Here is a 14,543-nt window from a genome sequence, read left to right on the forward strand (position 1 = left end):
TCCGAGAATGATTTGCTGTGCCGGCTTTGTTCGCCGTAATAAGATATCTATTCATGACAGCTTATCGTATGTAAGGTTCTATGAAATGACCTCTTAATGTTACTTCAAGGTTGCTTAGTGTGCGATTAGTAGTATCTTATCCTTTATAGGATGTCGCCTGGTGTAACCTTATGAAAGGCTTTTTCCCTGTTCAAAGTACCTCTCTGCTTTACCGTATAGGCCTTCTGGTGAAGGAGGCGCGTCTGCGCATGGGGCTGCGCCAGGCTGACCTTGCAGAGCGGGCTGGGATTTCTCTCCGAGCTGTTCGTCACATTGAGGGGGGCAAGGCTGAAGGTGTTTCGCTGCGCGACTTCATGCTCGCGTTGTTCACCGTTGGGATTTCTGACCGGGTTTTCCAGGCGCTGATCGATGACCCAGCGCTTGATCTCGACGCTTTGGAAACCAATGCGACCAAGCGCGTCAGGCTGCCGCGCAGCAACGCGGAGGACTTCTGATGTCGCGCGCTTACATCTACATGGAGTGTCCGGAAACGGGTGAGACTGTGACGCTGGGCAGGCTGACCCTTGCGGGTGGTACGGGAACCTTCGTCTATGCGCCGGAGATCGTGGAAGCGAAGCGTTGGGTGCCTGATCCGATACGGTATCCGCTCTCCACTCGACCCATTCAGGTACATAAGAATGGCGGCGTTCCCGGCTTCATTGATGATGCGATGCCAGATGGTTGGGGAGAACGCCTGTTGCGCCGCACCCGAAAGGGAGAGCTCACTCCGATCCAGCTCCTGCTGTTATCTCCTAACGAAGATCGCGCCGGAAACATCATGGCTGGCGAAGATCGCACCCCGAGGCCGGGTATAGGCGAAAGGCCTGTGAAAATGCTTGAAGCCAAAGGGCTCGATCATTTCATAGATATTTGCGCTGCGATCTATGACAGCCAGCTGAGCGCTGAGCAGCTGGAGGCATTAAGAATACGGGATCAGCGCTCAGCTGTTGGTGGTGCCAGGCCCAAGCGCACGTACCGCTTTGATCACAAGCTGATTCTTGCCAAGCCACGCGACAAGTTTGATCACTACGACCTTCCGAAATTCGAGTATGCCTGCATGACTTTCGCGGCTACCAAGGGGATGAGTGTCGCCCGGACTGCACTCCATCAAAGTGAAAGAGGCAACACGCTGCTAGTGGAGCGATTTGACCGAAAATGGTCAGAGAATGATGCAAGGTTTCGCCGCATTCCGATGATGAGTGGCTTAACTCTTCTCGATGCCGAATGGCAGGTGCAGCGCAGCAACGGATGGATCTACGCGGCGCTCGCCGATGAGCTGTACCGCCGAGGCGCGCCAGATTCTGATAGGCAGGCGCTCTACAGGCGAATGGCCTACAACGCTCTGGTCGGCAACAGTGACGATCATCCTCGCAACCACGCCGTGATCTGGCAGGAAGGGGCTTGGCGCCTCTCGCCTATGTATGACGTTCTTCCCGTACTGGGAGAGGGGCCTGCGCAGGGGCTGGCGATGGAAGTTGGTATCAACGGTACTCTCCTAAGTCGAGCTAACCTGCTTAGCCAGCATGAGCATTTTGCACTGACGAAAGATGAGGCGGCCGGCATATTGGACGAGGTCGCTTCTTGGGAGTCGGAGCTGATGGAGCACTATGCAAAGCATTTGGCTGGGGCTGAGCTGGATGCGGCGGTGGACGCAACAAGCAGCGAGAGACTTCTGGCTTAGGGCGGGCTGCGAAGGCCTCTCCTGCACTCCTGGTCCTTGCTTTAGTCGAGCAGCGCATTCGTCACAGGCCTGAATAGCCCCGGCTCTGGTCAACCATTTGAACGTCAACTTGTGGCTGTCAGCAGCCCGTCCCATGGTGTTGGCGCTGGATTGGCAGCAGGTCCCAGGCGATATCGCCGGCCGCCTGGCGCACGGCATTGCGCGCCGCCTCCAGCGCGGGGTTGTCGTTGTCGTCGCGCCAGGCCAGGTGCAGCTCGGCGCAGATGCCCGCCGGCAGCGGCAGCTCGCGAAAGCGCACCTGTTGGAAGCGGATCGCGCTGGCCCCGCGTGGCACCAGCGCCAGGCCGAGGCCAGCGTTCACCAGCGAGAGAATGGTCAGCGTCGAGCCCAGCGACTGCACGTAGTCGGGCTGGATACCGTTGGCACGGAACAGCCCGGTGTGCAGCTCGTTGAACGGCTGCCAGGCGCCATGGGCATAGAGGATGAACGGCTCGCCGTGGAGCATTTCCAGGGTCGGCGCCGGATGCTGCGCCAGCGGATGGTCGGCCGGCGTGGCCAGCACGAAGGGCTCGCGCAGCAGGCATTCACTGACCAGTCCCGGCTGCTGCAACGGCTCGCGCACCACCGCCAGGTCGACCCGGCGCGCGCGCAGTGCCTGCAACTGCTCGAAAGTGGTGGTTTCCAGCAGGTTGATGGCCACGCCCGGCCGTTCCCGGCGTATCTGTGTGATCGCGCGCGGCAGGAAGTCGTAGACCGCGCTGGCAACGAAGCTGATGGTCAGCGAGCCGCTCTCGCCCAGTGCAGCCAGCCGCGCGCCTTGCGCCGCGCGGTGGGCCTGGTCGAGCAACGCCTGGGCCTCGACGAAGAAGGCACGGCCGGCGGCGGTGAGCGCCACCGAGCGCGTGCTGCGGGTGAACAGCGCGACGCCGAGCTGATGTTCCAGCAACTGGATCTGCCGGCTCAGCGGCGGCTGCGTCATGTTCAGGCGCTCGGCGGCGCGACGGAAATTTAGTTCGCTGGCCAGGATGGTGAAGCAGCGCAGCTGGGCGAGTTCGAACATTGATCCGTTCCTGGTATCAATCGAGTGCGTTAATGAATTGGACCGTATCAATCAGCCGGCGGATTATCCAGCGCATCCCCAGACTGGCGAGGCGGCGAAACACGAATGAGCGACCTCTATGAAGCGGACCGCATCAGCTGGATCGGCCTGCGTGCTGTGGAGTTGCCACTGCAGAGGCCCGTCAGCGATGCCAAGGTGCTTACCGGGCGACAGCTGCCCCTGGCGTCGGTCAGCCTGCTGTTCGTCGAACTGCAGACGCAGCAGGGTCATAAGGGGCTGGGCTTCAGCTACAGCCTGCGCACCGGCGGCCCGGCGCAATATGCCCATGTGCGGGAACTGGCGCCGTTACTGCTGGGCGAGGATCCCAACGACATCGCCCGGCTGTGGAGCCGATTGAGCTGGGCCAGCGCCTCGATCGGGCGCAGCGGCCTGGCAGTGCAGAGCATTGCCGCCTTCGACACCGCGCTCTGGGACCTCAAGGCACGCCGTGCCGGACTGCCGCTGGCCAAGCTGCTTGGCGCCCATTGCGATGCGGTGCCTTGCTACAACACCTCCGGCGGCTACCTGCAGGTGCCCATCGAGGAGGTCATCGAAAAGGCCGAGGCCTCCCGCGCCCGCGGTATCGGCGGGATCAAGCTGAAGATCGGCCAGCCAGACCGGCGCGCCGATCTGCGGCGGGTCGCGGCGCTGCGCAGGCACTTCGGTGACGAGGTGGCGTTGATGGTGGACGTCAACCAGCAATGGGACCGCACCACCGCGGCGCGCATGGGACAGGCGCTGGAGGAGTTCGACTTGACCTGGATCGAGGAGCCGCTGGACGCCCACGATCTGGAAGGTCACGCCGCCCTGGCCGCTCAGCTCATCACCCCGGTCGGCACTGGCGAGATGCTCGGCAGCGCGGCCGAAGCCTGTGCCTTTGTCGAGCGCGGGGCGGTGGACGTGATCATGCATGATGCGCCGCGCATCGGTGGCATCACGCCGTTTCTGCAGGTGGCCGAGGCGGCGCGGCGGCGCGGAATCGTCATGGCGCCGCACTTCGTCATGGAATTGCATATCCACCTCGCTGCGGCCTACGAACATGCCACGTGGGTCGAGCATTTCGAATGGCTCGAGCCGCTGTTCCAAGAGCGACTCGAGATCCGCGATGGCTGCATGCAGGTACCGACCCGGCCCGGGCTGGGGCTGAGCCTCAGCGAGCAGGTGGTGGGTTGGACACTGGCGCGCGAGACGTTCGGCACCAAGCCGTGACGGCAGCCCCTCTGCTGGCGCAGAGGGGCGCAGGTTCAGGTGCGCAGCACCTGGCCGAGAACACCGATCCTGGGCCGCATTGCGCTGTACAGCTGCCAGAGCACGAAGGCCAGGGCCAGACCGAGGAAGGTCGCGGCGATGGGGTTGGTGAAGAAGGAGGCGAAGTTGCCGTCGGAGAGCATCAGGCCGCGGCGGAGGTTGGTCTCCGCCATTGGCCCGAGGATGAAGCCGATGATGAATGGCGCGACCGGCATGCCCGCCTTGACGAAGCCGTAGCCGAGCAGGCCGAACAGCAGGATCGACCAGACATCGAACAGCCGGCTTGAGAGACCGAACGCACCGACCACGCAGAGCACCAGGATGATCGGCAGCAGGATGTGCTTGGGCACGTCGAGCAGCTTGATGAACAGGCGCAGGCCGTAGAACTCCATGAACAGCATCATCACCGAGGCCACCAACAGCGCGGCGAAGATGGTGTAGACCAGCGGCCCCTGGCTGATGAACAGCAGCGGGCCTGGCTGGATGCCGTGAATCAGAAAGCCGCCGAGCAGGATCGCGGTGGTGGTGTCGCCGGGAATGCCCAGGGTCATCAGCGGCATCATGGCGCCGCCGATGCCGGCGTTGTTCGCCGTCTCGCTGGCGACCACGCCGCCGATGTTGCCCTTGCCATAGGTTTCCGGTTGCTTGGCGCGCTTCTTGGCGACGATGTAGGAGAGCAGGTTGGAGGTGCCGGCGCCGATGCCCGGCAGGATGCCCACTGCCAGGCCGATCAGGCCCGAACGACTGGCATTGGGCAGCTCCTGGCGGAACTCCTTGAGCGAGAAGCCGAAGCCCTTGATGTCCTTCATGCTCACCGAGCCGGCCTTGCTGCGCACGGCATGCCGGCCGGTTTCGGCGAGCTTGATGACCTCGGCCACGGCGAACATGCCGATCATCACCGTCAGCATGGAAAAGCCGCCGTTCAGCTCGCTGACGCCGAAGGTGAAGCGGCGCACCGCCTCGACCGGCGCGATGCCGACGGTGGATACGGCGATGCCCAGCGTGCCGGCGAACAGCCCCTTGACCATCGAGCCGGCCGACAGGGTGGCGATCAGCGTCAGCGAGAACACGGCGATGGCGAAGTATTCGTGCGGGCCGAAGCTCAGCGCGACCTTGGCCAGCTGCGGAGCGATGAACATCAGCGCGATGATGCTGAAGATGGTGCCGAGAAAGGAGAACACGATGCCGACGCCGAGCGCCTTCACGCCCAGGCCCTGCTCCATCAGCGGGCCGCCGTCGAACACCGTGGCGATGGACGACGGTGTGCCGGGAATCTTCAGCAGGATCGCCGAGATCAGTCCGCCGGACGTGGCGCCGATGAACAGCGCGACAAGTAGCGACAGGCCGGCTTGCGGGCCCATGGTAAAGGTCAGTGGCAAGCACAGCGCCACGGCCATGGTCGCCGACAGGCCGGGCACGGCGCCAAAGACGATGCCGACCGCGACGCCGCCGAGCATCAGCAGCATGATGTTGAGCGAGAAGACGGCACCGAAGCCTTGCTGCAGTAATTCGAGCATGGTCGATTCCTCAGAAATTCAGCAGGCCAGCGGGCAGCAACAGATCGAAGGCCTCGCGGAACAGCAGGTAGATGACGGCCGACGTGACCACCGCGATGGCCGCGTAGGGCAGGTGGCGGACCTTGTGGTCAACGGGCGTCAGGACGATGAACTGCAGGTAGAGGTACAGCGCGGTCATGATCGGAAAGCCCACCGGGCCGAGCAGCACCACGTAGATCAAAATCAGACCCAGGGTCTTCAGTACGGTCAGGGGCTCGACGACGCTGGCGCTGGTTTGCTCCGGTGCGTCGGCGTCGCTCTCGGCCGCGGGCCGCGTGCGGTTGCCGATGGCGCTGAGCGTCTGCAGCGCCCCGAGCAGGCAGAGCAGGATGGCCAGCAGGGTGGGGACGGTGGCGGCATCGATGCCGTCGTGGCCGGGTACGCGGTAGGCCATCACCAGATAGGCGATGCTGGCGCCGAGCATGGCCACGCCGATGGTCAGTTCTTTCTTGTTTGCAGTGGTCATGGCAAACCTCCGTGCGCGAGGAGAGACAGCCAGCCGGCGTGGCCGGCTGGCGACACGTCAGGGATCAGTTCTTGGCCTGACGCAGTTCGTCCTTGAACTGCATGAAGTCCTCGCGGGTCTTGGCCAGAATCGCCTTGGCCTCCTCGGTGCCGTAGTAGGCGACCGGCTGCTTGAACTTCTTCAGTTCCTCGGCGTACTCGGGGATCTCGGTGATCTGCCTCATCACGTCGGCCATCTTCTTCACGATCGCCGGGTCGGTGCCCTTCGGGAAAGCGACCACGTAGGGCTTGTCCATGGTGATGTCGAGGCCCTGCTCCTTGAGTGTCGGCACCTCGCCGAGCAGTGGGTTGCGCTCCTCGTTGGGCTGGCCGAGGGCGACCATCTGCCCACCGCTGACGTAGTCCTGCACCGAGCCGTAGGTGATCGCGCCGAGGTCCAGGCGTCCGCCGAGCATGCCCACCACGCGGTCGGAAACCGTGCCGCCGTCGACCATCTTCAGCTTGGTGTCGGTCAGCTTCTCCAGCATCAGCCCCTGCACGTGGGAGAAGCTGCCCATCTCGGTGCCGTAGGTGATGCTGCCCGGCTCGGCCTTCGACTTGGCGATCAGGTCCTGCATGCTGGTCACGCCGGACTGCTTGGAGGCGACGAACACCGTGCTCTTGTCGACGCCGGCGATGCAGGACACGTCGAAGGTCTCGTAGCTGTCCTCGGTGAGGCCGGCAACCTCGTTGACGATCAGCTGGCCCGGGTGGGTGAAGAGGATGGTGTTGCCATCCGCCGCCGCGCCTTTGACCTGCTCGGCTGCAAGGGTGCCGCCGCCGCCGGCGATGTTGGTCACCACCATGCTCTTGCCGGTGATCTGGTTGAAGTACTTGGCCATGGTGCGGGCATTGAAGTCGGTGTCGCCACCGGGGTTGGCGATCACGACCACCTGCACGGGGCGGGTCGGCCATTTCACCTCGGCGGCCATCGTGGTGGTTGCAGCAGCGAAACCGGCGATGCCGACGAGGGCGGAAAGGAGGGAGGCGCGGAATATTGTTTTCATTGGAGTTCTCCGGGTTTGGGCAGCGGGTTCAGGTATTGCGGCCGAGGCTGGGTTTCTTCGGGTCGTAGGTCCAGCCAGGCACCAGGTAGCGCATTGCCATGGCGTCGTCGCGGGCGCCGCTGGCGACCTTTTTGTACAACTCGTGGGCGGCCATGATCCGATCCATGTCCGGCTCGATGCCCAGGCCCGGGCGGTCGGGCACGCGGACCTGGCCGCCGACGATCTGCAGTGGTTCGCGGGTCAGGCGCTCCTGGCCCTCCTGCCAGATCCAGTGGGTGTCGATGGCGGTGATGCGCCCCGGCGCGGCAGCTGCGGCGTGGGTGAACATGGCCAGCGAAACATCGAAGTGGTTGTTCGAGTGCGAGCCCCAGGTCAGGCCGAATTGCTCGCACATCTGTGCTAGGCGCACCGAGCCCTGCATGGTCCAGAAATGCGGGTCGGCCAGCGGGATGTCGACCGACTCCAGGCGCAGCGAGTGGCCCATCTGCCGCCAGTCGGTGGCGACCATGTTGGTGGCGGTGGGAATGCCGGTGGCGCGCTTGAACTCGGCCATGATCTCGCGGCCGGAGTAGCCGTTTTCCGGGCCGCAGGGGTCCTCGGCGTAGGCCAGCAGGTGACCCTGGCCTTTGCACAGGCCGATGGCCTCGTCCAGTGACCAGGCGCCGTTGGGGTCGAGGGTGACGCGGGCATCGGGGAAGCGTGCCTTGATCGCGGCGATCGCCTGCATCTCCTCCGCGCCCCGCATCACGCCGCCCTTGAGCTTGAAGTCGGCGAAGCCGTAGCGCGCTGCGGCGGCCTCGGCCAGACGGGCAATCGCATCAGGGGTCAGCGCCTGCTGATGGCGCAGGTGGTACCAATCCTCACCGGTGCTGGCCAGATAGGGCAGGTCGGTGCGCTGGCGATCGCCTATATAGAACAGGTAGGCCAGCATCGGCACCGCGTCACGTTGCTGACCGCTGCCCAGCAGCTCGGCCACCGGCACTTGCAGGTGCTGGCCGAGCAGGTCGAGCAGCGCGGCCTCGACCGCGGTGATCACGTTGTCCAGGCGCAGGTTGATCTCGTGCGGCTGGCGCAGCACGGCGGCCTCGGCTTCGGAGGTCACCTCGTGGCGGGTGTCGCGGCCATTGCCGGCGAGCATCGCGCGCAGGTGGTTGAGCACCCGGTTGTAGGCGCCGATCGGCTGGCCGATGACCAGCGGGCAGCTACGCTCCAATGCCTGACGGATACCCTCGCCACCGGGTACTTCGCCGATACCGGTGTTGCCGGCATTGTCGGTGAGCAGGACCAGGTTGCGGGTGAAGTAGGGGGCGTGGGCGCCGCAGAGATTGAGTAGCATGCTGTCGTAGCCGGCCACGGGTATGACCTGCATGCTCTGTACGCGGGGCGTTGCACTGAACGGCTGACTCATTGTGCGCGGCCTCCGCTGCAGGCGAGGCGAGCGGCCGGGCCGGGCGCTGTGCGCGCATCTGCTGAGGCAGCGCGGCGGATGGCGTTATCGGCAGCCAGCGGCTGCGAAGGGGACGGGCAATTGCGGAACATGTCCGGGGCCTCGCTATTGTTATTGTGGTCATAGGTCGTCGTACGACTATGGAGGATTTTTTACAGTTCGCTACGTCGCCTGTCAAACGAAATCATCAGTGCATTTAGCTGGGTCGTCTGCAGCTGCTTATGCCTTTTAAGCTGCCGCCCTCATGGTGATTAACCTGGCCGGGCGAGTGAAAAGCAGAAAGCTTTCAGTCAGCTTTCAATGCTGAAGAAAATGCGCAGAAAAAACGGTTGGAGTATTTTTAGTTGTACGATAACGTATCTCAAGGCTGATGCCCTTGTACCTCCTCAACATGCATTCAGGATGCTCGAATAATGAACCCACAAGAATTGAAGGCCATCCTCTCTTCCGGCCTGCTGTCATTCCCGGTCACCGACTTCGACGCGCAGGGCGACTTCCATCGCGCCGGCTATATCAAGCGTCTGGAATGGCTCGGCCCCTACGGTGCGTCGGCGCTGTTCGCTGCCGGCGGTACCGGCGAGTTCTTCTCGCTGGAGCCGCGCGAGTACAGCCAGATCATCAAGACTGCCGTGGATACCTGCGCCGGCACGGTGCCGATTCTCGCCGGCGTCGGTGGCCCGACCCGCCTCGCCATCCAGATGGCACAGGAGGCCGAGCGCCTGGGGGCCAAGGGCCTGCTGCTGCTGCCGCACTACCTCACCGAGGCGAGCCAGGAAGGCGTCGCCCTGCATGTCGAGCAGGTCTGCAAATCGGTGAACATCGGTGTGGTGGTCTACAACCGCAACGTCTGCCGCCTGACCGCGACGCATCTGGAGCAGTTGGCTGAGCGCTGTCCGAACCTCATCGGCTACAAGGATGGCCTCGGCGATATCGAGCTGATGGTGTCGATCCGCCGCCGCCTCGGCGAGCGCTTCAGCTACCTCGGCGGCCTGCCGACCGCGGAAGTCTATGCCGCGGCCTACAAGGCGCTAGGCGTGCCGGTGTATTCCTCGGCGGTGTTCAACTTCATCCCGAAGACCGCCATGGACTTCTACAAGGCTATCGCCCGCGAAGATCACGAAACTGTCGGCAAGCTGATCGACGATTTCTTCCTGCCGTACCTGGACATTCGCAATCGCTGCAAGGGCTATGCGGTCAGCATCGTCAAGGCCGGCGCACGCATTTCCGGCTACGACGCCGGCCCGGTGCGCGCGCCGCTGACCGAGCTGAAGCCCGACGAATATGAGCGCCTGGCAGTACTGATCGAGAAGCAGGGCGCCCAGTAAGCCTTTCCGGAATCGCCCCGGCGCCGCCCTGCCGAACGGCCGCGCCGGGCATCATCAGAGGACACTTTGCATGGCTGACGTACAACGCTACGACAACTTCATCGACGGCCAGTGGGTCGGCTCGGATCGCTACCAGGCCAACATCAACCCGTCCGACCTCTCTGACGTGATCGGCGAATACGCCCAGGCCGATGCCGCGCAGGTCGAGCAGGCCATCGCCGCCGCCCGTCGCGCCTTCCCGGCGTGGGCCACCTTCGGCATCCAGGCGCGTGCCGATGCGCTGGAAAAGGTCGGCCTGGAAATCCTCGCCCGCCGCGAAGAGCTCGGCACGCTGCTGGCGCGGGAAGAAGGCAAGACTCTTCCCGAAGCCATCGGCGAAGTCGCCCGCGCCGGCAACATCTTCAAGTACTTCGCCGGCGAATGCCTGCGCCAGGCCGGCGAAACACTGCAGTCGGTGCGCCCCGGTGTCGGCGTCGAGGTCACCCGCGAACCGCTCGGCGTGATCGGCCTGATCACCCCCTGGAACTTCCCGATTGCCATCCCTGCCTGGAAGATCGCTCCGGCGCTGGCCTTCGGCAACTGCGTGGTGATCAAACCGGCCGACCTGGTGCCCGGCTGCGCCTGGGCCATCGCCGAGATTATCTCCCGCGCGGGCTTCCCGGCCGGCGTGTTCAACCTGGTGATGGGCCGCGGCCGTGAAGTCGGCGAGGCCATCGTCAATGCTAGGGATGTCGACGCGGTGAGTTTCACCGGTTCGGTCGGCGTCGGTCGCGGCATCGCCCAGGCCTGCGTGGCGCGTGGCGCCAAGGTGCAGCTGGAGATGGGCGGCAAGAACCCGCAGATCGTACTGGACGATGCCGACCTTAACGTTGCCGTCGAGCTGTGCACCCAGAGCGCGTTTTATTCGACCGGCCAGCGCTGCACGGCGTCGAGCCGCATCATCGTCACCGAAGGCATCTACGACCGCTTCGTCGAGGCGATGGTCGAGCGCATCAAGAAGATCAAGGTTGGTTCGGCGCTCGAGCAGGGTGTGGATGTCGGCCCGGTGGTGTCCCAGGCCCAGCTGGAGCAGGACCTGCGTTACATCGAGATCGGCAAACAGGAAGGTGCACGCCTGGCCTGCGGCGGCGAGCGGGTGAAGTGTGGCACCGAGGGCTACTTCCTGGCGCCGACGCTGTTCGTCGACAGCGACCCGAACATGCGCATCAGCCGTGAAGAGATATTCGGCCCGGTGGCCAACGTGGTGAAGGTCAAGGACTACGACGAAGCGCTGGCGATGGCCAACGACACCGAGTTCGGCCTGTCCGCCGGCATCTGCACCACCTCGCTGAAGTACGCCAATCACTTCAAGCGTCACGCCCAGGCCGGCATGGTGATGATCAACCTGCCCACCGCCGGGGTGGACTACCACGTGCCGTTTGGCGGCCGCAAAGGTTCGTCCTACGGCCCGCGCGAACAGGGCCGCTACGCCCAGGAGTTCTACACCACGGTGAAGACCACCTACATCGGCTGAGGTGAAAGCCGGTCGAAAGGCCACGCTGCGAAACTGCGTAACGGCGCCCCGCGCGGGCGCCGCATCCCCGACAAGAACAACAGAGGGACACCCATGACCATTGCCGCAACGGGCACACCCCGCATTACCGAACTCACCGTCGTGCCCGTCGCCGGGCAGGACAGCATGCTGATGAACCTGAGCGGCGCTCACGGGCCCTGGTTCACCCGCAACATCCTCATCCTCAAGGACAGCGCCGGGCATGTCGGCGTCGGCGAAGTGCCGGGCGGCGAAGCCATCCGCCAGACGCTGGAAGACGCCCGCGGCATGATGGTCGGCGAGCCCATCGGCCAATACAACGCCCTGCTCAACCGTGCGCGCCGCGCTTTCGCCGACCGCGATTCCGGCGGCCGCGGCCTGCAGACCTTCGACCTGCGCATCGCCATTCACGCCGTCACCGCGCTGGAGTCGGCGCTGCTCGACCTGCTCGGCCAGCACCTCGAGGTGCCGGTCGCGGCCCTGCTCGGCGAAGGCCAGCAGCGTGACGAAGTGGAAATGCTTGGCTACCTGTTCTTCGTCGGCGATCGCAACAGGACCGACCTCGGCTACCGCGACGAATCCAACTCCGACGACGCCTGGTTTCGCGTGCGCAACGAGGAGGCCATGACGCCGGAGCGCATCGTCCGCCAGGCCGAGGCGGCCTACGAGCGCTACGGCTTCAAGGACTTCAAGCTCAAGGGCGGGGTGCTGCGCGGCGAAGAGGAAGTCGAGGCGATCCGCGCCCTGGCCCAGCGCTTCCCCGACGCCCGCGTGACTCTGGACCCCAACGGCGCCTGGTCGCTGGATGAGGCCATCGGCCTGTGTCGCGACCTGCACGGCGTGCTGGCGTACGCCGAAGACCCCTGTGGTGCCGAGAACGGCTATTCCGGTCGCGAAGTGATGGCCGAGTTCCGCCGCGCCACCGGCCTGCCCACCGCGACCAATATGATCGCTACCGACTGGCGGCAGATGAGCCACACGGTGCAGCTGAACTCGGTGGACATTCCGCTGGCCGACCCGCATTTCTGGACCATGGCTGGCTCCGTGCGCGTGGCGCAGATGTGCGCCGACTTTGGCCTGACCTGGGGTTCGCACTCGAACAACCACTTCGATATCTCGCTGGCGATGTTCACCCACGTCGCCGCCGCCGCGCCGGGCCGCGTCACTGCCATCGACACCCATTGGATCTGGCAGGACGGCCAGCACCTGACCCGCGAGCCGCTGAAGATCGTTGGCGGCAAGGTCGCGGTGCCGCAGAAGCCGGGCCTGGGCGTCGAGCTGGATTGGGATGCGCTGGGCAAGGCACATGCGATGTACAAGGAAAAAGGCCTGGGCGCCCGCGACGACGCCATCGCCATGCAGTACCTGATCCCCGACTGGACCTTCAACAACAAGAAGCCCTGCATGGTGCGCTGAGCGCGCTTGCCAGGCGGCTCGGGTGGACGGCTTCGGCCGTCCCCCCCTACGAGGTGGCCATGTGCATGGCATCCTCGGTGATCGCCGAACAGAACAACAACCGGACCCTAACCGGAGCAGACATGAGCGAAACCGTGCAACTGATTCCCCACCAGGATTCCCCGCGCTGCATCCGCCTGCACGAGGCGGACAACGTCGCCGTGGTGGTCAATGACGGCGGCGTGCCGGTCGGCGCGCGCTTCGAGGATGGCCTGGTCACCGTCGAGGCCGTGCCGCAGAGCCACAAGGTCGCGCTCGTCGACATCGGCATAGGCGAGCCGGTGCGGCGTTATGGGCAGATCATCGGTTACGCGCTCGAACCCATCCGTTGCGGTAGCTGGGTAAAGGAAACGCAGTTGAAGATGCCCAGCGCGCCGCCGCTGGACAGCCTGCCGCGTGCCACCGCCGTGCCGGCCGGGCTCGCGCCGCTCGAGGGCTATACCTTCGAGGGTTACCGCAACGCCGACGGCACCGTCGGCACGCGCAACATTCTCGGTATCAGCACCACGGTGCAGTGCGTCACCGGCGTGCTGGAACTCGCGGTCAAGCGCATCCGCGACGAGCTGCTGCCCAAGTACCCGAACGTCGACGATGTGGTCGCCCTGACTCACAGCTACGGCTGCGGCGTGGCGATCAACGCCCGCGACGCCTACATCCCCATCCGCACCGTGCGCAACCTGGCGCGCAACCCCAATCTGGGCGGTGAGGCGCTGGTCATCAGCCTCGGCTGCGAGAAGCTGCAGGCCGAGCAGGTGATGCACGAGGGCGATCCCTCGGTGGACCTGCGCGACCCCTGGCTGTACCGCCTGCAGGAGTCCAACAGCGGTTTCGGCGAGATGATCGAGCAGATCATGGCGCTGGCCGAAACGCGGCTGAAAAAGCTAAATCAGCGCCGACGCGAAACGGTGCCGGCCAGCGAGCTGATCCTCGGCATGCAGTGCGGCGGCAGCGACGCCTTCTCCGGCATCACCGCCAACCCGGCGCTGGGCTATGCGGCGGACCTGCTGGTGCGCGCCGGTGCCACGGTTATGTTCAGCGAGAACACCGAGGTGCGCGATGCGGTGTATATGCTCACCGCCCGCGCCGAAACGCCGGAAGTGGCCGATGCGCTGATCGCCGAGATGGACTGGTACGACCGCTACCTGGAGCGCGGCGCCGCCGACCGCAGCGCCAACACCACGCCGGGCAACAAGAAGGGCGGGCTGTCGAATATCGTCGAGAAATCCCTTGGTTCGATCGTCAAGTCAGGTAGCGGCGCCATCAACGGCGTGGTCGGGCCGGGTGAGCGGGTCGCGCGAAAGGGCCTGATCTTCTGCGCCACCCCCGCATCCGATTTCGTCTGCGGCACGCTGCAGCTGGCTGCCGGAATGAACCTGCACGTGTTCACCACCGGTCGCGGCACGCCCTACGGCCTGGCGATGGCGCCGGTGGTCAAAGTGGCGACGCGTACTGAGCTGGCCGAGCGCTGGCCGGACCTGATCGATATCGACGCCGGGCGCATCGCCAGCGGTCGCGCGAGCATCGAGGAACTCGGCTGGGAACTGTTCCACTATTACCTGGACGTCGCCAGCGGCCGCAAGCAGACCTGGGCCGAGCGCCATCGCTTGCACAATGACATCGTGCTGTTCAACCCGGCGCCCATCACCTGAGC

Annotated in this window: 12 protein-coding genes; 7 read left to right on the forward strand and 5 right to left on the reverse strand. The window is 64.7% G+C overall.

What is annotated here, in order from left to right; all coding sequences use genetic code 11:
* Positions 1 to 170: 170 nt before the first annotated feature.
* Positions 171 to 494, forward strand: coding sequence for a helix-turn-helix domain-containing protein (locus LLJ08_RS01875; protein ID WP_031297634.1), 324 nt, complete (start codon positions 171 to 173; stop codon positions 492 to 494).
* Positions 494 to 1,720 (forward strand): type II toxin-antitoxin system HipA family toxin, encoded by a 1,227-nt coding sequence (locus tag LLJ08_RS01880; protein WP_228208057.1) that lies wholly within the window; start codon positions 494 to 496, stop codon positions 1,718 to 1,720. The genes LLJ08_RS01875 and LLJ08_RS01880 overlap by 1 nt, the downstream gene beginning before the upstream one ends.
* Before the next feature lie 118 nt (positions 1,721 to 1,838).
* Here LLJ08_RS01880 and LLJ08_RS01885 read toward each other — a convergent pair whose 3' ends face one another.
* A complete protein-coding gene (locus tag LLJ08_RS01885; protein WP_228208058.1) occupies positions 1,839 to 2,780 on the reverse strand; it encodes a LysR family transcriptional regulator in 942 nt (313 codons plus the stop codon).
* 105 nt (positions 2,781 to 2,885) lie between these two features.
* Between LLJ08_RS01885 and LLJ08_RS01890 the strand changes: the two genes are divergently transcribed.
* Complete coding sequence (locus tag LLJ08_RS01890; RefSeq protein ID WP_228208059.1) at positions 2,886 to 4,028, forward strand: L-talarate/galactarate dehydratase; 1,143 nt, start codon at positions 2,886 to 2,888, stop codon at positions 4,026 to 4,028.
* A 35-nt stretch (positions 4,029 to 4,063) separates the two neighbouring features.
* Here LLJ08_RS01890 and LLJ08_RS01895 read toward each other — a convergent pair whose 3' ends face one another.
* The 4 genes from LLJ08_RS01895 to LLJ08_RS01910 form a co-directional block, all read right to left on the reverse strand.
* Entirely contained in the window at positions 4,064 to 5,584 is a 1,521-nt protein-coding gene (locus LLJ08_RS01895) for a tripartite tricarboxylate transporter permease (RefSeq protein WP_228208060.1), read from the reverse strand.
* Between the two features lie 10 nt (positions 5,585 to 5,594).
* The gene (locus LLJ08_RS01900; protein ID WP_125860172.1) at positions 5,595 to 6,089 is read right to left on the reverse strand and encodes a tripartite tricarboxylate transporter TctB family protein; all 495 of its coding nucleotides are present in this window, start codon (positions 6,087 to 6,089) and stop codon (positions 5,595 to 5,597) included.
* 64 nt (positions 6,090 to 6,153) lie between these two features.
* Complete coding sequence (locus tag LLJ08_RS01905; protein WP_228208061.1) at positions 6,154 to 7,134, reverse strand: tripartite tricarboxylate transporter substrate binding protein; 981 nt, start codon at positions 7,132 to 7,134, stop codon at positions 6,154 to 6,156.
* 28 nt (positions 7,135 to 7,162) lie between these two features.
* Entirely contained in the window at positions 7,163 to 8,542 is a 1,380-nt protein-coding gene (locus LLJ08_RS01910) for an enolase C-terminal domain-like protein (protein ID WP_228208062.1), read from the reverse strand.
* Positions 8,543 to 8,994: 452 nt separating this feature from the next.
* Between LLJ08_RS01910 and kdgD the strand changes: the two genes are divergently transcribed.
* The 4 genes from kdgD to garD all read left to right on the forward strand — a co-directional run bounded on the left by kdgD (position 8,995) and on the right by garD (position 14,541).
* Positions 8,995 to 9,906: a 5-dehydro-4-deoxyglucarate dehydratase gene (kdgD, locus tag LLJ08_RS01915; protein ID WP_228208063.1), complete on the forward strand. Its 912-nt coding sequence runs from the start codon at positions 8,995 to 8,997 to the stop codon at positions 9,904 to 9,906.
* Between the two features lie 70 nt (positions 9,907 to 9,976).
* The gene (locus tag LLJ08_RS01920) at positions 9,977 to 11,419 is read left to right on the forward strand and encodes an aldehyde dehydrogenase family protein (RefSeq protein ID WP_228208064.1); all 1,443 of its coding nucleotides are present in this window, start codon (positions 9,977 to 9,979) and stop codon (positions 11,417 to 11,419) included.
* A gap of 93 nt (positions 11,420 to 11,512) precedes the next feature.
* A complete protein-coding gene (gene gudD / locus LLJ08_RS01925) occupies positions 11,513 to 12,853 on the forward strand; it encodes a glucarate dehydratase (protein ID WP_228208065.1) in 1,341 nt (446 codons plus the stop codon).
* A 134-nt stretch (positions 12,854 to 12,987) separates the two neighbouring features.
* Positions 12,988 to 14,541 carry a galactarate dehydratase gene (garD, locus tag LLJ08_RS01930; RefSeq protein ID WP_228208890.1) on the forward strand — a complete coding sequence of 518 codons (1,554 nt, stop codon included), beginning with the start codon at positions 12,988 to 12,990 and terminating at the stop codon, positions 14,539 to 14,541.
* The last annotated feature ends 2 nt before the right edge of the window (positions 14,542 to 14,543 follow it).

The sequence above is a fragment of the Stutzerimonas chloritidismutans genome, assembly GCF_020783375.1.
Lineage (GTDB): Bacteria > Pseudomonadota > Gammaproteobacteria > Pseudomonadales > Pseudomonadaceae > Stutzerimonas > Stutzerimonas kunmingensis.